The 20,994-nt window shown below is 59.6% G+C and carries 23 protein-coding genes and 1 tRNA gene; 13 read left to right on the top strand and 11 right to left on the bottom strand.

Translation table 11 applies throughout. The features are described 5' to 3' along the window. The first annotated feature begins 200 nt into the window (after positions 1–200). Entirely contained in the window at positions 201–716 is a 516-nt protein-coding gene (locus ACW4DH_RS17545; RefSeq protein WP_459637695.1) for a zinc ribbon-containing protein, read from the top strand. Between the two features lie 43 nt (positions 717–759). Here ACW4DH_RS17545 and lnt read toward each other — a convergent pair whose 3' ends face one another. The 5 genes from lnt to miaB form a co-directional block, all read right to left on the bottom strand. After that, the gene (lnt, locus tag ACW4DH_RS17540; protein WP_459637694.1) at positions 760–2,250 is read right to left on the bottom strand and encodes an apolipoprotein N-acyltransferase; all 1,491 of its coding nucleotides are present in this window, start codon (positions 2,248–2,250) and stop codon (positions 760–762) included. A 94-nt stretch (positions 2,251–2,344) separates the two neighbouring features. After that, entirely contained in the window at positions 2,345–3,232 is an 888-nt protein-coding gene (locus tag ACW4DH_RS17535; protein WP_459637693.1) for an HlyC/CorC family transporter, read from the bottom strand. A gap of 69 nt (positions 3,233–3,301) precedes the next feature. Continuing rightward, positions 3,302–3,781, bottom strand: coding sequence for an rRNA maturation RNase YbeY (gene ybeY, locus ACW4DH_RS17530; protein WP_459637692.1), 480 nt, complete (start codon positions 3,779–3,781; stop codon positions 3,302–3,304). Continuing rightward, entirely contained in the window at positions 3,778–4,881 is a 1,104-nt protein-coding gene (locus tag ACW4DH_RS17525; RefSeq protein ID WP_459637719.1) for a PhoH family protein, read from the bottom strand. The genes ybeY and ACW4DH_RS17525 overlap by 4 nt, the downstream gene beginning before the upstream one ends. Before the next feature lie 105 nt (positions 4,882–4,986). Further along, positions 4,987–6,336 (bottom strand): tRNA (N6-isopentenyl adenosine(37)-C2)-methylthiotransferase MiaB, encoded by a 1,350-nt coding sequence (gene miaB / locus ACW4DH_RS17520; protein ID WP_459637691.1) that lies wholly within the window; start codon positions 6,334–6,336, stop codon positions 4,987–4,989. Positions 6,337–6,630: 294 nt separating this feature from the next. Here miaB and ACW4DH_RS17515 point away from each other — a divergent pair, with 294 nt between their 5' ends. From ACW4DH_RS17515 to tmpT, 3 genes are all read left to right on the top strand, one after another. Then, positions 6,631–6,960, top strand: coding sequence for a DUF1820 family protein (locus ACW4DH_RS17515; RefSeq protein ID WP_459637718.1), 330 nt, complete (start codon positions 6,631–6,633; stop codon positions 6,958–6,960). A gap of 316 nt (positions 6,961–7,276) precedes the next feature. Beyond that, positions 7,277–7,918, top strand: coding sequence for a TIGR04211 family SH3 domain-containing protein (locus tag ACW4DH_RS17510; protein ID WP_459637690.1), 642 nt, complete (start codon positions 7,277–7,279; stop codon positions 7,916–7,918). Between the two features lie 27 nt (positions 7,919–7,945). Next, positions 7,946–8,587: a thiopurine S-methyltransferase gene (gene tmpT, locus ACW4DH_RS17505; protein WP_459637689.1), complete on the top strand. Its 642-nt coding sequence runs from the start codon at positions 7,946–7,948 to the stop codon at positions 8,585–8,587. A gap of 178 nt (positions 8,588–8,765) precedes the next feature. Here the strand turns inward: tmpT and ACW4DH_RS17500 are convergent, their stop codons facing one another. From ACW4DH_RS17500 to ACW4DH_RS17490, 3 genes are all read right to left on the bottom strand, one after another. Further along, entirely contained in the window at positions 8,766–9,095 is a 330-nt protein-coding gene (locus tag ACW4DH_RS17500; protein ID WP_459637688.1) for a hypothetical protein, read from the bottom strand. Between the two features lie 542 nt (positions 9,096–9,637). Then, positions 9,638–9,713, bottom strand: a tRNA-Gly gene (locus ACW4DH_RS17495). Between the two features lie 262 nt (positions 9,714–9,975). Further along, positions 9,976–10,386, bottom strand: coding sequence for a CBS domain-containing protein (locus tag ACW4DH_RS17490; RefSeq protein ID WP_459637687.1), 411 nt, complete (start codon positions 10,384–10,386; stop codon positions 9,976–9,978). Positions 10,387–10,938: 552 nt separating this feature from the next. On the opposite strand from ACW4DH_RS17490, the gene ACW4DH_RS17485 reads away from it, so the two are divergent. Both ACW4DH_RS17485 and ACW4DH_RS17480 read left to right on the top strand, forming a co-directional pair. Beyond that, positions 10,939–11,211 (top strand): hypothetical protein, encoded by a 273-nt coding sequence (locus tag ACW4DH_RS17485; protein WP_459637686.1) that lies wholly within the window; start codon positions 10,939–10,941, stop codon positions 11,209–11,211. 115 nt (positions 11,212–11,326) lie between these two features. Beyond that, positions 11,327–11,485: a YqaE/Pmp3 family membrane protein gene (locus ACW4DH_RS17480; RefSeq protein ID WP_459637685.1), complete on the top strand. Its 159-nt coding sequence runs from the start codon at positions 11,327–11,329 to the stop codon at positions 11,483–11,485. A gap of 55 nt (positions 11,486–11,540) precedes the next feature. Here ACW4DH_RS17480 and ACW4DH_RS17475 read toward each other — a convergent pair whose 3' ends face one another. Then, positions 11,541–12,023: a DUF6314 family protein gene (locus ACW4DH_RS17475; protein ID WP_459637684.1), complete on the bottom strand. Its 483-nt coding sequence runs from the start codon at positions 12,021–12,023 to the stop codon at positions 11,541–11,543. A gap of 26 nt (positions 12,024–12,049) precedes the next feature. Between ACW4DH_RS17475 and ACW4DH_RS17470 the strand changes: the two genes are divergently transcribed. Next, positions 12,050–12,925, top strand: coding sequence for a carboxylate/amino acid/amine transporter (locus ACW4DH_RS17470; protein WP_459637683.1), 876 nt, complete (start codon positions 12,050–12,052; stop codon positions 12,923–12,925). Positions 12,926–12,976: 51 nt separating this feature from the next. Here the strand turns inward: ACW4DH_RS17470 and ACW4DH_RS17465 are convergent, their stop codons facing one another. Continuing rightward, positions 12,977–13,960 (bottom strand): DUF1853 family protein, encoded by a 984-nt coding sequence (locus ACW4DH_RS17465; protein WP_459637682.1) that lies wholly within the window; start codon positions 13,958–13,960, stop codon positions 12,977–12,979. Between the two features lie 165 nt (positions 13,961–14,125). Between ACW4DH_RS17465 and ACW4DH_RS17460 the strand changes: the two genes are divergently transcribed. The 6 genes from ACW4DH_RS17460 to ACW4DH_RS17435 all read left to right on the top strand — a co-directional run bounded on the left by ACW4DH_RS17460 (position 14,126) and on the right by ACW4DH_RS17435 (position 19,298). Next, positions 14,126–15,007, top strand: a complete 882-nt coding sequence (locus tag ACW4DH_RS17460) for an NAD(+) kinase (protein WP_459637681.1) — start codon at positions 14,126–14,128, stop codon at positions 15,005–15,007. A 16-nt stretch (positions 15,008–15,023) separates the two neighbouring features. Further along, positions 15,024–16,028, top strand: a complete 1,005-nt coding sequence (locus tag ACW4DH_RS17455; RefSeq protein WP_459637680.1) for a metallophosphoesterase — start codon at positions 15,024–15,026, stop codon at positions 16,026–16,028. Positions 16,029–16,280: 252 nt separating this feature from the next. Next, entirely contained in the window at positions 16,281–17,123 is an 843-nt protein-coding gene (locus ACW4DH_RS17450; RefSeq protein WP_459637679.1) for a rhomboid family intramembrane serine protease, read from the top strand. A 70-nt stretch (positions 17,124–17,193) separates the two neighbouring features. Further along, on the top strand, positions 17,194–17,460 hold the full coding sequence (locus ACW4DH_RS17445; protein ID WP_459637678.1) for a YeaC family protein: 267 nt from the start codon (positions 17,194–17,196) through the stop codon (positions 17,458–17,460). 59 nt (positions 17,461–17,519) lie between these two features. Beyond that, positions 17,520–18,317, top strand: a complete 798-nt coding sequence (locus ACW4DH_RS17440; RefSeq protein ID WP_459637717.1) for a DUF2797 domain-containing protein — start codon at positions 17,520–17,522, stop codon at positions 18,315–18,317. 93 nt (positions 18,318–18,410) lie between these two features. Next, positions 18,411–19,298: a glycine betaine ABC transporter substrate-binding protein gene (locus tag ACW4DH_RS17435; RefSeq protein WP_459637677.1), complete on the top strand. Its 888-nt coding sequence runs from the start codon at positions 18,411–18,413 to the stop codon at positions 19,296–19,298. A 79-nt stretch (positions 19,299–19,377) separates the two neighbouring features. Here ACW4DH_RS17435 and ACW4DH_RS17430 read toward each other — a convergent pair whose 3' ends face one another. Continuing rightward, the gene (locus ACW4DH_RS17430; RefSeq protein WP_459637676.1) at positions 19,378–20,865 is read right to left on the bottom strand and encodes a RimK family protein; all 1,488 of its coding nucleotides are present in this window, start codon (positions 20,863–20,865) and stop codon (positions 19,378–19,380) included. Positions 20,866–20,994: the final 129 nt, after the last annotated feature.

Genomic DNA, 20,994 nt, shown 5'->3' with positions numbered 1-20,994 from the left:
GCTCGACCCTGTCAATGTTGAAATATCATTGGCGGAGGAGCCCGACCACCACCGGAGCGGTAACACCCGGCTCTGCCATGCATGGAAAGCCACGCGAAGCAGGCTGGGGCAATGTTTCTGCTGGTTCACAAGCATACCCTAGACCTGCCCTGTCAGGTAGGGGCGCCATTTAGGTTCAGCACGACGGTAAGGAGAAGGTTATGAGCGAACGACAGGAGCGGGAGCATCGGTTGCGCGATGCCTATGAGCGCATGCTGTCCCGTCTTGAAGGCGGTGCAGATGAGCTGTCCTGGGAAGGCTTGCAGCGTGAGCTGGATGAGGCGGTGGAGTTCGAGGCGGAGCTGGAAGAATTCTCCAAGGATGAACTCGCGTTATTGCGCGCCTGGGTCGAGCGTGACCTGCGCGACCTGCGTCGCTATCTGGCCGCCGGCGGTTCGGGCGTGGCCAGCTGGCTGGGGATCGATCTTTCGGTACTGTCGCGCAGCGTGACCGATGCGCTGTTTTCGGTTGCCGATCGCAGCGTAATCGAGCGCGAACAGCTGACCCAGGACCTGGAAGCTTCCCGCGCCGATTATGTCGAAGGCGAGATCGCCGCGCCGGGCCGTATGACGTGTGTACATTGCGGCGCCCCGGTGGAATTGACCAGGGTGACTCGCCTGGAGCCGTGTCATCAATGCGGGCACCGCTATTTCGAACGGACGTCGGCCTCCTCCTGAGCGGGATCCGGCATCGCCGAATGCTTGCGATGCCAGAACATACTCAGTTGCGTGGCTTGTGATGCCGCCGTCTCAGCCCGGATACCACCAACAGTGCCGCCAGCAGCCAGGTGGGCCAACTGCCGGTGCGAGTGAAGGGTGTGGTGCCCGTCATGGAGGTCACCTCGCCAACGAGGCTGGTCGCTTCGAACTGCGGGGCGACGGCGGTAGTTCGACCACGCGGGTCAATGATGGCGGTGACGCCATTGCTGGTGGCGCGCAGCACGTAACGTCCGTTTTCCTTGGCGCGCAGCCGGGCCATCTGCAGGTGCTGCAGGGGGCCGATGGAGCGGCCGAACCAAGTGTCGTTGGAGACGGTCAACAACACGTCGGCATCACGTGCACGTCTGGCCACCAGGTCGGGATAGATAATCTCGTAGCAGATGGCGATGCCCAGATTTATCCCGGCGGCATGCAGCGGACGGGGATCGGCGACTCCCGATGAGAAGCTCGACATGGGCAGGTCGAAAAACGCGATCACACCACGCAACAGGCTTTCCAGCGGCAGATACTCCCCGAACGGCACCAGATGTTCCTTGCGATACTCGCCTTCGACGTCTCCGACGCCGACCACTGCATTATAGTAACGGCCCGCAGCATCGCGCTGAACGATGCCGGTGAGCAAAGCGGTGTCGGGGTCCAGGGTGGCCTGCAGGCGCTCAAGAATGGGGCGGGCCTCATGGTCAAGCATGGGCAATGCGGTTTCCGGCCAGATAATCAGATCGACATCATCTCCCTGTTCACGCGTCAGCCTCGTATAGGTGTTGGCCGCCATGCGCTGGCCCTCCACTGTCCACTTGCTCAACTGCGGCAGGTTGCCCTGCAGAAGTGCGACCTGGACTGGCGAACCGGCAGGCGTGGTCCAGTTGTTCGGCAGCAGTAGCGGTATCAGCCACAATACGGCGAGAGGAAGCACGCTCCACCAGCGCCGATGCAGCGCTTCTGCCCCCAGAGTGCCGGTCAGCGCAGTGATCAAGGTCAGTAGATAGACACCTCCGACCGGGGCCCAGGGGGCCAGCGGCGAATCGACATGGGCGCTGCCGAGCAGTAGCCAGGGAAAGCCGGTAAACAGGTAGGTGCGTAGCACTTCGCCGAGGACCCAGATGCCGGCGAAAGAGAGAAACCCCAGGCGGGGGCCGGCGATGCGCCGATATAGCCAGAACGTCACGGCATAAAACAGCGCCAGCGAGGCGGCCAGCAATGCGGTCAGCAACACCGCCAGCGGGACGCCGGTATAGCCATAATCGTGAATCGAGACATATACCCAGGAGGTTCCGGAACCGAACAGTCCCAGGCCGTAACTCCAGCCATGCAGAGCCGCCTGCCCCGGTGTCAGTCGATGCAGGCCGGCATAGGTCAGGCCCACGGCAATGGGGCCAAGCCACCATAGATAGAACGGCGCAAAGGTCAGTGTGGTCAGCACCCCTGCCAGCAGGGCGACAACATAGCCCACCCAGGGGCGAGAGTATAAGAGTGAAACGGAACGCGAGGGCATAGGGGCACTCCTTGACAGACGTGCCCCTTATACCAGAGTTGCCGGGAAAATCACCTCTCGCGGGATGGAGTCCGCAGGTGATATGCAATCGTCTTTAGGGCTCCTGAGTGTCCAGCTGATGTTCCTCGTCGGGAACCCGGGAGGCTTGCAGCAGGCGAATGCGGCGATTATCGGCATTGAGAACGGTAAATCGCCAGTCGCCGAGATCGGCGTACTCACTGCGGCGTGGCAGGTGACCGAAACGCTGCATGACCAACCCCCCGACGGTATCGAACTCTTCGTCGGAGAAGTCGGTATCGAAGCGATCGTTAAAATCCTCGATCGGTGTCAGGGCTCGAATAGCGTAGGTGCCGTCTCCCAGACTGCGTATGTCGTCGTCCTCCTCGATATCGTGTTCATCCTCGATATCGCCGACAATCTGCTCGAGAATATCCTCGATGGTGACGATCCCCGCCGTCCCGCCGTATTCATCCACCACGACCGCCATATGGTTGTGCGTGTCGCGAAACTCCTTGAGCAGACTGTTCAGACGCTTGGATTCGGGAATGAACATGGCGGGGCGCAGCACGTCCTTGAGTTGGAAAGACTCACGCTCCTGCGGGTTGGCCTTGAGCAACGGCAACAGGTCCTTGACCAGCAGCACGCCGATGACCTCATCAAGATTTTCACCGATGACCGGATACCGCGAATGTGCCGTTTCGAGAATGATCGGCAGGCAATCTTCGGGGCGCTGTTCGACGGGAATGGCAGCGACCTGTGAGCGTGGAATCATGACCTCGCGGGCCTGCTGGTCACTAATCTGGAAGGCGCCCTCGATGATTGTCAGGGCATCCTGATCGAGCCTCAGACGTGCACCGGCTTCGCGCAGAAAGGTGAGTAGCTCGTCGCGGGAGCTGGGTTCGTCGGAATCGCTGGAGAAGGCGCTGAACAATTTGTCGAGCCAGGACTTGCCGCCCTGGCCGCTCGATCGGTCTTCGCTCATGCGTCTGGTCTCATGTCCTCGTGGTGAATTGCGAAGATCGGCATGAATCGCGCCAGAAGAACCTTCGCATCAGTTATCTGCCGCATAGGGATCGGCGATACCGAATGCCCCGAGAAGCTCACGCTCCAGGGTCTCCATCTCTTCGGCCTGCCGGTCATCTATATGGTCGTAACCCAGCAAATGCAAGCTGCCATGGATGATCATATGGGCGTAATGATCGCGTAGTGCCTTGTGCTGTTCTTCAGCTTCGCGCACCACCACGGCATGGCAGATCACCAGGTCGCCCAGCAGCGGCACGTCCATGCCCGGCGGTGCCTCGAAGGGAAAGGACAGCACATTGGTGGGCTTGTCCTTGTGGCGATAGTCGCGATTGAGCGTCTGGCTCTCGTCGGGTTCCACGAAGCGAACCGTCAATTCCTGACGGGTTTCGTCGGGGTGGCGCGCCAGGACGGCTGCTATCCAGGCGGTGAGTTCGGCCTGGGTGGGTAGAAATACCGCGCTGGCCTCGTCGACCGCCACCTGGCGGTCGATAGCGGCGTCCAGACTCATGAGGAGGTATCGTCCTGACGCGGCGCGAGACCGTTGGCCGCATCGCGGCGCGCCTGCTCCTCGCGGCGGGTCTGCTCTCGCTCCAGCTTTCGCCGGCGAGTCTGCTCCTCCTCGTCCGCCTCGAAGATATCGTAGGCCTCGATAATCCGCTGAACCAGCGGGTGGCGTACCACATCCTTGGCGGCGAAGTGGGTCATACCGATTCCCGGCGTCTCCTTCAATACCTCGATGACATGGATCAGGCCAGAGCTGGAACCGCGCGGCAGATCAACCTGGGTAACGTCACCGGTAATCACTGCCGTGGAGCCAAAGCCGATGCGAGTCAGGAACATCTTCATCTGCTCGCGGGTGGTGTTCTGGCTTTCATCGAGAATGATAAAGGCATTATTGAGGGTGCGGCCGCGCATGTAAGCCAACGGTGCCACCTCGATGACCTGCCGTTCGATCAATTTGCCGACCTGTTCGAAGCCCAGCATTTCATATAGGGCGTCATACAGCGGACGCAGGTAAGGGTCGATCTTCTGCGCCAGATCCCCCGGCAGGAAACCGAGCTTTTCGCCGGCCTCCACGGCCGGGCGCACCAGCAGGATGCGGCGGACTTCCTGCTGATTGAGCGCCTCGACGGCGGCGGCCACCGCGAGATAGGTCTTACCGGTCCCCGCTGGCCCGATACCGAAATTGATGTCGTGTTTGCGAATGCTCGAGACATAGCTTTGCTGATTGAGCCCGCGAGGCTTGATCAGGGCGCGTGGCGTGCGCAGGATGACGCCTCCCGCTTCACTATCGTCCTGATCGTCTTCCTCCTCGAGTGCTTCAAGCCCCGATTCCTGCAGAAACAGGTGCACAGTATCCGGCATCAGGTCGCTGGCTTCCGCCTCGCGATACAGATGTTCGAGGACATTGGCCGCAGCCTTGACTCGACTGCCGGGGCCGGCGAGTTGGAAGGTGTTGCCTCGGTTGCGCAGGGTAACGCCCAGACGTGATTCGACGAGTTTCAGGTGCTCGTCCTGCTGGCCGCAGAGATTGGCCAGCCGCATGGGGTCATTGGGCTCAAGGGTCAGAGTGATGATGCGATTTGCCTGAGAACTGTTCTGGCTCAAGTCGTAGGAGTCCGTGCGTTGCAAGTGAGTGGCCAGCTTACTGCCCCGACATGGGCCGGGGCAATGATTGAGACAGGCCTGCCGACGCGGACAGCCCTGTATAGATTAATATAGCGTGGGGGAGGCGAGTTCGCCGCGTAGTGAGTGAGGCAAAGCTTCGGTGATCTCGACATCGACGAAATGTCCGATCAGGTCGGTCGGGTTGGGTGCACTGAAATTGACCACCCGGTTGTTTTCGGTACGGCCCGAGAGTTGACCGGGGTCCTTGGGCGCGAAGCCGGTGACCAGGATGCGTTCGGTATTGCCCACCATCCGCCGGCTGATCTGCATTACCTGCTGATTGATGCGCTCCTGAAGAATGGCCAGACGCTGCTTCTTCACGGCTTCCGGCGTCTCGTCGGGAAGCTGCGCCGCCGGGGTGCCGGGGCGTGCAGAATAGACGAAGCTGAACGAGGCATCGAAACCGATCTGATGGATCAGTTCCAGGGTATCGAGGAAATCCTGCTCGGTTTCGCCGGGAAAGCCGATGATGAAGTCCGACGAGAAACTGATGTCGGGGCGCAGCGCGCGGATACGCTCCATCTTGTCGATATATTCGTCGCGCGTGTGGCCGCGCTTCATGGCCGCCAGAATCCGATCGGAACCGGACTGTACCGGGAGATGCAGATGGCTGACCAGTTCGGGGATTTCGCCGTAAGCCTCGATCAGGCTGTCGGTGAATTCGACCGGATGCGAGGTGGTGAATCGGATGCGGTCAATACCGTCGATCGCCGCTACACAGCTGATCAGCTCGGCCAGGTCGATCTCATCACCCAACTGATTCAGGCCGCGATAGGCGTTGACATTCTGGCCCAGCAGATTGACCTCGCGGACCCCCTGGTCGGCAAGATGAATAACTTCCTCCATGACCGCCTCGAAGGGGCGCGAGACCTCTTCGCCACGCGTGTAGGGCACCACGCAGAAGGTACAGTATTTAGAGCAGCCCTCCATGATCGAGACGAATGCCGTGGCGCCATCCGAGGACGGCTTGGGCAGGTGGTCGAACTTTTCGATCTCAGGGAACGTCACATCGACCATCGAAATCGAATCGACGTTGAGTCTACGGGCGTCCAACATGCCGGGCACTCGGTGTAGCGTCTGCGGTCCAAAGACCATGTCGACGTGGGGGGCACGCTTGCGTATGTTGTCGCCTTCCTGGCTGGCCACGCAGCCACCGACCCCGATCACCAGGCCGGGCTTGTGCTCCTTGAGCTTCTTCCAGCGGCCAAGCTGATGGAAAACTTTCTCCTGCGCTTTTTCGCGGATCGAGCAGGTGTTGAGCAGAATGACGTCGGCTTCGTGCTCGTCGTCGGTCAGCTCCATTTGGTGGGATTCGCCGAGCAGATCCGCCATACGCGCAGAGTCATACTCGTTCATCTGGCAGCCGTGAGTCTTGATGAAGAGTTTTTTCGTCATACCGATAGCGTCGCGACGCGTGGCGCCCGACATGTCCGTGATTGAGAGTGAGTGTCAGCGTGTGCCCGGGGATGTGTCCCCGTGGCGAACGGGATAAGAGGGCTAATTATACGGATGAGTCGTGGTGGGAGCCAGCTCTCGCTGGGCCGGATCGCTTGCCGGACTCTGCGGCGCCCTGATGGGCTACTGATGGAAGGGCTGTGGTATTCTTGCGCGTCTAAGCGGCGCCGGGGTCGTTCGACAGCCGGCGCACTGGCATTTTTCATGGCAAGTGCAGTCAAAGAGCGGGGCATCATGGCGTCGAAGCCGATCTATCGGGTAGTGTTCCATAATCAGGGAGAAGTCTGGGAGCTCTATGCCCGGGATATCTTTCAGAGCGATCTTTGGGGATTCATCGAAGTTGAGGCCTTCGTCTTCGATCAAGCGTCTCAAGTGGTAGTCGACCCTACGGTGGAAAAATTGCGACGGACCTTCGACGGAGTGAACCGCAGCTATATTCCGTTGAATGCCATTGTGCGCATCGATGAAGTCGAGCGCGAGGGGACACCCAAGGCAGTCAAGATGGAAGGCAAGGTAGCGGAATTCCCGCGGCCCATGTCCTGGCCTCCACGCGATGACAGTTGAGGCGGCGCTCCTTGGACAACTGCCACCGAGGTACGCCATAAAAGCCTTGGTGCAAACTGAACGAACGTGCTAAACCGCTGTTTTGTTTGATTAAACGCTAATGTTGCGTTATGTAAGGCACCTGCAGCCCAGTTGGTTAATTTTTGCTCAATCTGTGCCGGGGGCAGACGTTTCGGCGTCACGGGCTGTTCATTGTGACGTTTTCCCAAGACTTATCCACAGAAAGTGTGGATGACAGAACACAGTGTGCGAGTGGACAGGAGGTCCGCCGTTTGTCTTATCGTCGACGACGTCAACGCTCCATGAGCCAACAACCATGAGTTTCGAAGAACACGACGACATGCGAAGAATCAAACACGTAATGATCGGTCTGGCGCTTGGAGCGCTGGCCCTGAATAGCCATGCTCAGGCTCAGACGGCCCGCTGGGTATCCGATGACCTGACGACTTTCGTACGCAGTGGCCCGACGGATGAGTATCGCATCGTGGGAACGCTGACCAGCGGTGATCGAGTCACGTTGCTGGAAAACAGTGGCGACTACAGCCGTGTCCGCAGCGAGGAGGGCGAGGAAGTGTGGGTGTTGACGCAGGACCTGCAACAGATACAAAGCGTGCAGGAGCGCTTACCCGAGTTGCAGGCCCGGGTAGAAGCGTTGAGCGCCGAGCTCGAGGGTATCAATGACGAGTGGGAGCAGCGCGTCAGTACCATGACCGATACGCTGCAGGTCCGCCAGGAGCGTATCGCCGAGCTGGAGTCACGCAACGCAGAGCTTGATCGCCAGAGTTCTCAGGCCACGCAAACCATCCGCAATCTCGAGGCGCGCCTGGATACGCAGGAGCAGGATCTGCTGATGCGCTATTTCATGTATGGCGGCGGGGTGGCCGGCGCCGGCCTGATCCTGGGCCTGATCGTCCCCCATCTGCCGCGTCGACGTAAAAGACGCGACCGTTGGTTCTGAGGATGTGCGGTCTGCGAGGGAGACGATATGGCGGGTGAGGAGTGGCTCGAACGTTGGCGCGAGGGGCGTACCGGTTTTCATCTCGAGGCACCGCATGCGGCGCTTGAGCGCTATTGGCCGCAGCTTGGCACTGCACCGGCGGAAAAGGTGTTGGTGCCGCTGTGCGGCAAGAGCCTCGATATGCGCTGGTTGGCCGAGCACGGCCATCCCGTGCTGGGGATCGAGCTGTCGAGAATTGCCATCGAGCAGTTCCTTGGCGAAGGCCAGGGAGAGGTGACGCGCTATCGTCAAGGGTATTTCGACTGCTATCGGCAGGGCTACGTCGAGCTGTGGTGCGGTGACTTTTTCCACGTGCATATTGCACAGGCGGCGGAACTGTCAGCTTTCTATGATCGAGCGGCGCTGATCGCTTTGCCGCCCGCCACGCGGCAGCGTTACGCCTTCCACCTTGCTCAGTTGTTACCCCCTGGCGCAGGCGGGCTGCTGATAAGCCTGACCCACGATGGCGAGTCTGGCCAGGGGCCGCCCTACTCTGTCAGTGCCGAGGAGGTGCGGCGATTGTTCGCGCCGAACTTCGAACTCGAATGCCTGGAAGAGGGTGACCCGGATGCCAAGGGGTTTCGCGAAAGCGTCTGGCGGATGATACGCAGAGGGCCGCAAGAGATCTGAGCTTGAGCTAGGCGGCGTCAGACGCTCCTTCGGCGGGGGCCTGGCTCCGGTGCATATGAGTCATGACATCAGTAAGAAGCCGCTAGCGGGTCAAGTGGCGCGCAAGAGGCAAGGGGTATTTTGTCCGCATGCCCCCCGGCCCATTAGGGCCGGGGGGCATGCGTGTTGCGTGACGTAGTTACTGCCACCACATATACCCAGGCTCGAGCGGATCAAGGGTATTGGTGAAGTTGTTGTCTTGTGCCTCTTGTTGTGACGCGAAAGCAGATTCTTCCGAGCTATGCTGGCGCTGACCGCCTTCAGCGAATCCTGTGGTAACCGCCATGGCATGGCTCGCGTCGTTACCATGGTGGGTTTTATGAGCCGACTCTGTAGATGCTGATTGTGTATTAGATGACTGCTGAGCATGGGTCTCTCCCTGATAGGCACAGCTGGCATTAGCTGCGACAGGTAGGAGAACGGCTAGGGAAACAGCAGCAATCACTTGCATCGGTAGCAAACTTCTCATTTCAATGCTCCTGGCATCATTGTTAACTTGCGGAATTTATTAGCAAGCTAACTTTGAGCACAGTATGAGAGCTGCCGGTACCTTATAAAAATAAATTGAATTCATCGTATCGATTGAACTAACTTATTGACGGTTGGGTAGGAGCGATGTTGCGGCACTGTTTAGACTGAGACGAGTTACGCTCATGCTACGGTTCATAGCCGATATTGAAGTGATCGCAGGGAATCATGCCGACAAATTTCAACGACTGCGTACGTGTCTGCTTTAACCTCCGCTGACCTTGGCCGCATCTCGGTGCTGACTTGATCGCCTAAGGCACTTCGAATCCTGGTTCGTCGGAATGGTGCGCTGCCACGGTGAGCTAGCGAAACGTGAGGGCATGCGTCGGTAAGGACCACGGAGATTTACGCTCACGTCAATCCGGCGGCGGTGAGAGAGTCCGTGGAGAAGATCGGAAAGTCACGTTCTGGTCACACTGGACCGGAGCGATTCAATCGAGACGATGGGGCGATGCTGCAAGCCGCTGAATTGCATTAAGAAATTGGAGCGGGCAATGGGATTCGAACCCACGACCCTCAGCTTGGGAAGCTGATGCTCTACCAACTGAGCTATACCCGCCCGATGCCATGATCATAATGAATCTGTCGGGAAACAGGCAAGCCAAAATCCACACAATGTCGTGCGGTTGGGGCAACAGGATAGAAGGGACGCTTAGCCAAATGAAAAAAATTCCCGTCAGAAGAGAACTTTTCGTATTTGCGGGGTCTGAATAGATAAGAGACATCTATTGGCAGTCGCTAATGTATCGTCTTGAGCTTCTGTTCTCGATCTTGTCCGCCGCGCTTTATGCGCGGCGGTTTTTTATGTCTTCAACGCCTGCCTAGACTTTGAGTCGCCCCGACGAAAGCGCCCCGAGCACGTCGTGGCGAGTGACGATGCCGATTAACCGAGCGTTGTTGACGACCGGATATACCTTGGGCTTATTGCCGAGCATTTCCTGGGCCAGGTCGACGATGCTCTTGTCTGCAGTCACGGTAAGAACCTCATGGCGCATCAGTTCGTGCACCAGCGCAGGCCGGCTGTCGTGGTAGGCGCTGTCGAGCACTTTGGCTAGCACGTCCTGCTCGGAGATGAAGCCGACAAGGTGATCGCGTTCGTCGACTACGGGAATGCCGGGTAGACGGTGCCGCGCAAGGCCGGTGACGAGAGTGGCGACCGAGGTGGTTCCCGTCACGCGATAACAGTCACGGGACATGATCTCGCCAACGGTCATGGGGGGATGAGTCGCCATAATAACGTCTCCTGCCAGAGGTGATCGTCGCAGCGCTCCGAGAGCCCTTTTGCCTGGGAGCCTTGATCCGCGTGCGTTCTTATACGGGGCGCGGCAGTGACTTCATTTTCAGTCATTCCCTTGCTCAACGACAGCAGTCGCAACCGCCATGGTGCTGATTGAGTTCAGCATAGTTCAGACCGAGGACAGCGAAACAAGGATTGTTGACGGGGCCTGATCGACTGCTGACGGTAGCGCATGGTTGTGCCTTAACGGGGCGCATGCTTAACCTCTCGACACAATCTTCACGACGATGATGCTCCGATGCGAGGAACTTATCGCCCTTGGCGATTTTCTAATTTGTTGTCTTGGGTGATTTCTAATGAGTCGTTTTGTGATGCGGTGATAGAGTCACATCCGTGGAGCACGCATGCGAAGTGATATCATGAGAGTGAACGCTCGATTGATATTGATGGGTGGGCAGGCAAAAAATGGCCATCCTATCTACACTATGTGCCATCGGTTGCGTGCCGGCAGTGATCAACCGACTGCGCCAACACGAGGAGAAACGTTATGGATGCTCGTGAATATCTGGCCAAAAAAGGGATCGATCCCGACAGGGAAGATGACAAGCCGGTGACCCTGGAGGAGCAGGCGTGGGCGAGGGCTCTTGAGTCGTCTTCCAAGCGGCCACATAGCGGCACGCCGCACGACTGGGAAGACTGGGAACGTCACCATGACCAACTGGCAAAGGGAGCGAAGGGCTTGCAGCAGAAGATTGACCCCGCGGCCCATGGTCGGGATGCTGAAAAGGGCGACAGTGATGACGGCAATGCCCGCTCATAAGCGCTGTTTGCAGGTGTAAGTGACGACAGTCGCAATGTACGGTTGTTCGTAACGAGAATAAGGTTGGCCGGGCAACAGCCCGGGCAGATTTCGAGTAGAAAAAGGAGATGTTGACATGGATATCGTTCGTCTTATTTTGGCCATTCTGCTGCCGCCCGTCGGGGTATTTCTCCAGGTGGGCCTGGGGATGCACTTCTGGATCAATGTCGTGCTGACCCTGCTGGGCTACATTCCCGGCATCATTCACGCCGTATGGGTGATCGCCACTCGCTGATACCGGCAGGTCGGTGCTCGTTATGCCCTCATCCCGGCCACGGGATGAGGGTTTATCATATGCGGGTGTAGCGATAGCGCAGGGTTTCGTTCTTGCGCGGCCCGTGAATTCGCCATTCAAGCCAGAATCCTTCCTCAACGAGCCCCAGGCGGGCCGAGTATTCATCCGCCGCGCAGCGGTGAGCCTTCTCGCTATGCAGACCTTCGCCGTCAAGATCCGGGACCAGGTCGAATAACCATACGGCATGCGTCTCGCCACGCCGCTCGTGATAGAGTCCGATGCGCTGCTCGCCGAGTTCCCAGCGATAGACATTACGAAAGGGCACGCCAGATGAGGCGCAGGGCTGCTGCGACATTGAGGGATCGATGAAGAACCGGCCGCTTTCATAAAAACGCAACTGGTTGCCGGAGCGCACGACTTCGACCTCGCCATGGCCTTTACCCGACCAGGCGCAATGAGAACCTTCTCCCGAGCGGGATTCAAACTGCAAGGCACGTATAGTGGGCAGGCTTTGCGTTATGCGTATAATGGGAGTCAACTTTATTTCCAGTTAGGGTTTACTAAATGAATTACCTGATAGGGGTCACGCTGCTGTGGGCGTTTTCCTTCAGCCTGATCGGCGTCTATCTGTCTGGTCAGGTGGATAGTTATTTTGCCGTACTTACCCGAGTCGTGCTGGCGACGGTCATTTTCCTGCCGTTTCTGCGATTTCGAGCGGTGGGCAGCCGGATGGCCTTGTCATTGATGGCTATCGGGGCAGTGCAGCTCGGGTTGATGTATATCTGCTTTTATCAATCATTTCTGCTGCTGAGCGTTCCGGAAGTCCTGCTGTTCACCATCTTTACGCCTGTCTATATCACGCTGCTCAACGACCTGCTGATAGGCCGTTTTTCTCCATTTTATCTGCTTACGGCGGCCGTTGCCGTGCTGGGAGCTGCGGTGATTCGCTATCAGGGCGTGGACAGCGGTTTCTGGTGGGGGTTTCTGGTCGTGCAGGGCTCGAACTTATGCTTTGCCCTCGGCCAGGTCGGGTATCGCCAGCTGATGGCGCGCTCTCATCGCGAGATTCCTCAGCGCAGCCTGTTCGGCTGGTTTTTCCTCGGCGCTCTATGTCTGGTGCTGCCCACCTTCCTGCTGTTCGGCGATACGACGCGCCTGCCCACCAGCGCATTGCAATGGGGCATCCTCGGCTGGTTGGGTCTGGTCGCCTCCGGACTGGGCTACTTTTTGTGGAACAAGGGCGCCTGCCGCGTCGACGCCGGGGCTCTGGCGATCATGAACAACGCGCTGATTCCGGCTGGCTTGCTGGTCAACCTGCTGTTCTGGAATCGTGAAGCGGATCTTGCCCGCCTGGGCCTCGGCGGTTTAATAATCGTGATGTCGCTGTTGCTCAATGAATGGTGGGCAAAGCGCCGTGAGCAATATCGGGCCGTGGCATGACATCATGTCGCTTTTAAAGGGACCGCCTAGGGGGCTTTGGCGGCAAGGACGCTAGTGTGGTGGCAGGGGGAGGCTGTCGGGCCAGCATGAGCCGACCACAAAGAGCCGCAGCCACTCGCCAGGCGGTCGGTACAGGACAAGCTGACAGGGGGCGCGCCAGCGCAAAAAGTGCTGGATCAGGCTTTCCTCCAGCGCCTCGCAGTCAAGCAGGGTTTCAATACGCGGCGGCGCTAGCCAATGCGGTTTGCCAAGCCGCGCGCCATGCTCAAAACCCGGCAGGGCGGCGCGCAGTGCCGGCCATTCGTCGACGGGCAGCCAATGGCCGTAAAGGGCGCCGTCAGCGGCTCCGTCAGGTGCGGGAATGTTCTGCTGCCAGCGTTGAAAGAGGACGCCAGGCATGGCAAGGCGCTGCCGCAACGCGCATGCCGGACCTGTATGCGTCGATAATATTTCCTCGAGTGCGGCTGTAGCCTGCGGCTGTCGCGCGAGCGGTAACTGATGGGTCAGCGTTCGCTGGGTCTTGATGGCGAGTGAGTCGACGCTACCAGGGCCTATCCAACGGGCCGGATCGCTTGGGTTGCCCGGTCCCTCGGGCAGGCCGAGATAGAATTTGAGGGCCACCTCAAGGTGAACGATGGCGCTATCTTCCGTCACATAGAGCAGATCCAGCTCGCCCAAGGTGCGCCTCGCCTCGCGCACCGGCACATTATGGGCCAGCAGCCGGGTCGAGGGAGCATGGTCCAGCATAAACTGCCACAGCCGTTCATGATAAAGTCCGAGCCGTCCGTGCAGGCTGGCGCTAACGTAGTGCTCCAATTCGCCTGGCTGTTGCTCCAGGTCCTTCAGCCAGTCCATGCGTCGCGAGGGGTCCGCCAAGCCCAGCTCGGCGAGGGGAGGCCGGCCGGGGTAGCGAGTACTCAGCAGATCCGGGGCATGCAGCAGCCAAGCCAGATCCCGCACCAGCGGATGATAGAGGCGCTCCAGATCGAGCGCCAGCGATGCCGAGACGGCTGACAGTATGGCGTTATCGGACATGGGCGAGTCGGTCGCAAGTGAGAGTGTCCGCAGTCTGCGTAACGCCGCGACAAGATTCAATGCGCTTAAATTCCGGTAGGCGACGCTATTACGTGGCGATGCGAGGTTTGCCCGTGTACACGCGAGTCCGCATAATGGCAGGCCGCGACGCCGGAGAGAACATCCATGGAGCAGTTCAAGAATATCGGTTTGATCGGCCGGCTCGGCAGCGCCAAGGTGGTGGAGACCCTCAAGCGTTTGATCCGTTTTCTCAACGCTCGCCATCTGAACGTGATTCTCGAGGAGCGCACGGCGACCGTGTTGCTCAATCACGGCCAGCAGGAAGCCAGCCGGCGCATGCTGGGAGAAATATGCGATCTGGTCATCGTGGTGGGCGGCGATGGCAGCCTGCTGGGAGCTGCTCGGGCCTTGTGCCGTACTGGCACGCCGGTGCTGGGCGTCAATCGTGGTCGCCTGGGATTTCTTACCGACATCTCCCCGGATGAGGTGGAGCAGAAGGTCGGCGATGTGCTGGCGGGCGAGTACGAAAGCGAGGAGCGTTTTCTACTGGATGCCGAAGTCTATCGCGACGGGCGCTTGGTGGGGACGGCAGAGGGCCTCAATGACGTGGTCATTCATCCTGGCAAGGCGGCGAGAATGATCGAGTTCGAGCTGTTCATCGAAGGGCAGTTCGTCTACAGCCAACGCTCCGACGGGCTGATCATTGCCACCCCGACGGGCTCGACGGCCTATGCGCTCTCCGGGGGCGGCCCGATCGTGCATCCCAAGCTTGAAGCGATCACCCTGGTGCCGATGTTCCCGCACACCCTGTCGAGCCGGCCGATCGTGGTCGATGCGGCCAGCGAGATCAAGGTGCATATCGGCGAGACCAACCAGGCCTATCCGCATGTAAGTTGTGACGGGCAGACACAGGTCGTCTCCAAGCCGGGCGACATTCTATACGTGCGCCGCAAGCCGCATCGACTCAAGCTGATCCATCCCCGCGGACACAATTATTTCGAAACCTGTCGCACCAAGCTCGGCTGGAGCAGTCGGCTAGGCGAGTGAGACCGGGGAGAACGACATGAGCATGACCGGCGCAATCGAAGGTTATGACCTAATCGGCGACGTACATGGTTGCGGCAGTACACTCGCGACCCTGCTGGAAAAGCTGGGCTATCACCAGCAGAACGGGGTTTACCGTCACCCGCGCCGCAAGGTCATCTTTCTCGGCGACCTTATCGATCGCGGTCCGCGAATCCGCCTGGCGCTGTCGATCGCCTGGCACATGGTCGATGCCGGCGAGGCCTTCATCGTCATGGGCAACCACGAATACAATGCCCTGGCCTATTGCCGTCAGGGGCCGCCCGGTTCGGGCCAAGGCTGGTTGCGCGAACATTCGCCGCGCCATAATCGCGTCATTCAGGAAACCCTCGAGCAGTTTCGTCAGCATCCCGATGAATGGGAGGAGTATCTCGACTGGTTCATGCGCATCCCTTTGTGCCTGGAACGCGATGGCCTGCGCGTGGTACATGCCTGCTGGGATGCGCCGTTGGTCGAGGCGTTCATGGCGCGTTTTCCCGATGGGTGCATGGATGAGGCGTTCCTGATCGAGTCGGTCCGTCACGACAGCTTTGCCTACCATGTGTTGGACCGTCTGACCCGCGGCGTCCATCTGCGCCTGCCTGCGGGGATGCAGATTCACTCCGGCGATGGATTTACCCGACAGACGTTCCGCACCCATTTCTGGACGCGTACCCCGCAAACATATGGCGACGTGGTCTTCCAGCCCGACAATCTGCCGGGCGAGCTGGAGGATCGCGCGCTCAGCGAAGAGGAAAAGGCGCGCCTGGCCTATTATGGGCCCGAGGAGCCGCCGCTGTTCGTCGGGCATTACTGGTGTGAAGGGATTCCCGCGCTACCGGCTCCCAACATTGCCTGCCTCGATTACAGTGCGGTCAAGTACGGACGCCTGGTCGCTTATCGTTGGGATGGTGAGGCGCAGTTGGATGCTAGCCGCTTCGTGTGGATCCGGGTGCACCGCAACGAGCAGGCCCGGCCGCGGCCCTGGGAAATCGATGTCGATTGAGGGGCGTCGGAAGATATCGTTAGAGACGTTAGGTGTCGGATAGCGCTTAGAGCAAAAAAGTCGAAAAAATTTCCAATCGCATGGAACTCGAGAGCGTCGGACGCGTCATAGCAAGTGTTCCCTTGAATGATCCCTTGCTCATTGTCCGGCGGCTCTCTCCGCCGGACTTCTTTTTTTGCGTCCTGCGTTTACCTCTGAGAGCTGCCGTCCCGTCGGTTGAGCCGGATGGACATGGAGCAAGGAAACGACAGCATGTACAAGGTTCTACAATTGCCCGGGGACGCGGACATCAGCGCCTTGCGCCAGGCGCTCTGGGCGCAGCGTATCGGTCACCGAATTACCCAAGAAGGCGATCTGCAGGTCATCTGGCTGGCCGATCCGGCACAGCACGATGAAATGCTGGCGCTGCTGGAGCGCTGGCAACGTGGCGAGCCCCTGTCACTCAGCGGGACGCGTCCCAAACCCACCCGGGGAATTGTCGGCGGAGCCTTCATGCAGGCCCCGCTCACTGCGCTGCTGATCGCCATGTGTCTGGCCGTGTTTGGGCTGTTGGCCGTTTGGGGCGATGCCGTGGTCCTGCGGTTGACCATCGTGCCGGTCATCATTGCCGAAGATCAGATGTGGATCGGCAATCTGCTCGACCATACGCTTGGCGGCGGCGAAGTCTGGCGTCTGCTGACGCCGGCACTGCTGCATTTTGGTTGGATGCATCTGATTTTCAACATGCTGTGGTTGTGGTATTTCGGCCGCCAGATCGAGACGCTGCAGGGCAAAGGTCGTCTGTTGCTGGTAGTGGGCGTCGGCGCGCTGCTGTCCAATCTTGCCCAGTACGCTACCGGAACGGTGCTGTTCGGTGGGATGTCCGGCGTCGATTACGCTCTGCTGGGCTATGTCTGGCTGATGTCGCGACGATTGCCGCAAAGTGGCTTCTTCGTCCCGCAGATGCTGGTAGTCTTCATGCTGATCTGGATGCTGTTCACCATGACCGACATGGCCGGGACGGTAGGCTTTGGCAATGTAGCCAATGAGGCGCATCTGGGGGGGCTACTGGTGGGGCTGGTGCTGGGCTGGCTGTATACTCGCCGCCGCGCCTGACAGGAGCCTCCTGCTGCCCGAGCCGGGCGGGTGGTGGGGCGCGGGGTGAATCGAACGTGGAGAAAATGCAATGGGTGAAATGACCTTCGACAGGATGGTAGGCCAGATGACGCCGGCCATCTACGAAAGCCTCAAGCAGGCGGTACAGTTGCGCAAGTGGCCCGACGGACGCCGCTTGACGCCCGAGCAGACCGAGTTGTGCCTGGAAGCGGTCATCAAGTATGAGGCCGAACACAAGGTGCCGGAGCAGCAGCGGGTGGGCTACATCGGAGCGGCCAATTGCAAAAGCCAGGACGCCGGCAGCCAGGACGGGGACAGCATCAAGTGGGTGAATTGATCGCAACTTCGCCCGAGCCGGCGGAGCAGGGAGCGGTGATACAGGGCAACCTGACCAAGATGTCCATCACCCCGGCCGGCGATGGCGGCCCGGTACGTTATGTCCTGCATGCCGGTGAACATCGGGTCGATCTCAACGCCCGTCTGGGACAGCCCCTGCATCTGACGCATACCGGGGCCATTCATTGCACCCACTGCGGGCGCAAGACGAACAAGAGCTTCGGACAGGGACATTGCTATCCCTGCTTCAAGAAGCTGGCGCAGTGCGATACATGTATCGTCAAACCCGAAACCTGCCATTTCTTCGCCGGCACCTGCCGCGATCCCGAATGGGGCGAGCGCTACTGTTTCCAGCCGCACGTGGTGTATCTGGCCAACTCCTCGGGGCTCAAGGTCGGCATCACGCGCAGGACGCAGCTGCCCACGCGTTGGCTGGACCAGGGCGCGATCCAGGCGCTGCCGATTCTCGAAGTCGACACGCGTCAGCAGTCGGGGCTCGTCGAGATGTTGTTCAAGGGGGAGGTCGCCGACCGCACCAACTGGCGTGCCATGCTCAAGGGCGACGTCGCGCCGATGAATCTACGCGAGGAACGCGAGCGCCTGATGGAACGCCTGTCGGGAGGGCTGGCCAAACTACGTGAACGTTTTGGTGCCGATGCCCTGCGGGAACTGGACGCCGAGCCGGTGACGCTCGAGTATCCCGTACTCGAAGCGCCGCACAAGATCGTCTCGCACAATTTCGATAAATCAGCCGACGTCTCGGGCACCCTGATGGGACTCAAGGGGCAGTATCTTATCCTCGATACCGGGGTCATCAATCTGCGCAAGTTTACCGGCTACGAAGTTGCGGTGGGGTAATGGGTGTCACCGTGACAGGACGTTTATGAATGCGCCAGGCGATAGCGGCGTAGTGTGTTTAACGAGTCACACTCTAACGACAGGGATTTCGTGATGCGTGAGTTATCTTGCTTGCTGTTGACGCTGGGCGTCGCCACTGCCGGAGCCGTTCAGGCTCAGGATAAGCCATTGACGATCGGCACCCTGAGCTGGGCCGAGAATATCGCCGTCGCCAACATGTGGAAACTGATCCTCGAAGACGAGGCCGACTATCGGGTCAAACTGTCCAACGTCGGCAAGAGCCCGCTGTTCAGCGGTGTCGCCAATGGCGATTTCGATGTATCGCTGGAAACTTGGTTGCCCAATACGGATGCGGCCTTTCTCGAACCCTATGATGAGCGCATTGCGGTTCACGACGCCTGGTACGATGGCGCCGGCATGGGCCTGGTCGTGCCGAGTTACGTCGAGATCGACACGATTGCCGAGCTGGTCGAGCACGCCGGCGACTTTAAGTACCAGGGGCAACCGACCATCGTAGGGATCGATCCCGGATCATCGATTTCCGGTCTCACCGATGAGGCCATCGAGGCCTACGGGCTGGACATGCAGCAGATCAGCAGCTCCGAAGCGGCGATGATGGCCGCCCTCGACGATGCCTACAAGCGTCAGGAGCCGATCGTCGTGACACTGTGGAGCCCGCATTGGGCCTTTGCCGAGTACGACCTCAAGTACCTCGAGGATCCGAAGAATCTTTATGGCGACAACGAGGCCATCTACTGGTTTTCCCGCCAAGGCTTCGGCGAGGACGATCCCTGGCTGACCGCCGTGCTGAATGCCTGGCAGATGGATGACGATTCGCTGGGCAGCCTGATGGCCACCATCGAGCAGGCAGGAGACGCCGCCGAGGGCGCGCAGGCATGGATTGACGAGCATCAGGCTCTGGTCGATGACTGGCTGGCGGCAGGAGACACGCTGAAGCAACGCGCCGGTACGGCGCAATAAACGTCACCACTTGTGGCGCTTGTGATACCCGAGTCCCGGCGATGTTTTCGCCGGGGTCTTGGCATTTGCCACGCGGCGTTCAGGTCGGTGTATGGCGGTGTCGGTTCTCCATGCGTTGCAAGAAGACTTCCATGACCTTCGTGTACAGGCGTGGCCCGAGTATCACGTCCTCGACGCCGGCATCCAGGTTGGGGTTGTCGTTGACCTCGATGACCACCACCCGCTCGCCGATCTGCTTGAGGTCCACGCCGTAAAGGCCGTCGCCGATCAGCCGGGTCGCCTTGAGTGCCGCCTTGACCACGGCCTTGGGCACCTCCGAGGGATCGTGCGTGGTGAAGCCTCCACTGCGGGTCTTGCCACTGGAGTGATCATAGATCTGCCAGTGGCCGCGGGCCATGTAATAACGGCTGGCAAACAGGACCTGACCATCCAAGACTCCAATTCGCCAATCGAAGTCGGTGGGTAGCCACTCCTGCAGCAGCAATAGCGCCGAGGACTCGAACAGGCGCTGTGCTTCTTGACGCAGCTGTTCGAGAGAGCCGATCTTGACCACGCCCTTGGAAAAGGCCCCGTCGGGCACCTTGAGTACCAGCGGGTAGTGCAGGCCGGAGGTCTTTTCGGAAAGCCGCTTCAGATCATCACGGTGCAGCAAATGGCCGCCCGGAGCCGGAATGCCCTTGGACAGCAGCAGAGCATGCAAAAAGATCTTGTTGGTGCAGCGTAGAATCGAGCGCGGATCGTCGATCACTACCAAGCCTTCATGCTCGGCGCGTTTGGCCATGCGATAGGTATGGTGATCGAGACTTGTCGTCTCGCGGATGAACAAGGCGTCGAACTCGGCCAGTCGGCCTTCGTCACGCTTGGTGATCAGGCTGACATCGATGCCCAGCGCACGGCCGGCACGGATGAACTGTTTCAGAGCACTCTTGTTGCTCGGGGGCAAGGCCTCCTTGGGATCGATCAGAATGGCCAGATCGAAGCGGTAACGCCTGCGTGCCTTGGGCGTTCTCCACACTTTGCGCGAATGGCGGTTGAGTGCCACCGCGAATAGATCCTCCTCGTCGGGATGGAGCGCCGAGAGGCCCAGGGGCTTGAGCTTGGCCAGGCGCCACACACCGTGGCGTTTGGTGAAGCGCGCTTCCAGCAATGGGCAGGGCAGGCGCTCGAAGAGACGCCGGGCCAGCTTGCCCAGGCCTTCGTGACGGCACTCGCCGAACAGGATGCGCAGGGTCAGGCCATCGCCGGTCAAGGCGCCACGCTTTTCCAGCTCGCTCATCAGCGGTTCGAGCGAGTCGAGCTGCAGATCCACCAACGCCTTGCGCGACAACTGATTGAGCGTCTCCACCGTGGGCAGGACGCGCTGACTACGCGCCTGGGCCAGCAGCGAAACGTAATACCCCGTCTCAAGGTAATCGAGCGCCCCGCAGAGATTGATGACATGCGTCGCGTCATCGCTGTCGGCGGCGTTTTCGAGAGCTAAATACTCGGCGGCGGAAATCAGATCATCGGAGGGGTAGTACGGGCGCCAGTCGGACGGACGGTCGACGACAATGCGCAGACGTGACATGGGCGAATTTCCTGTTATCGAGAGACCCGAAGCGGGCCGGAAACGCAACTAGAATGAAGGTGACGCCGGCTGTGAACAATAGGGTCATAGCGTGAAATAATTTCATGCAGCGTATCGATGACAAGTGCC

The sequence above is a fragment of the Halomonas sp. WWR20 genome (assembly GCF_054602495.1).
This window is presented reverse-complemented; position numbering and strand designations above follow the sequence as displayed.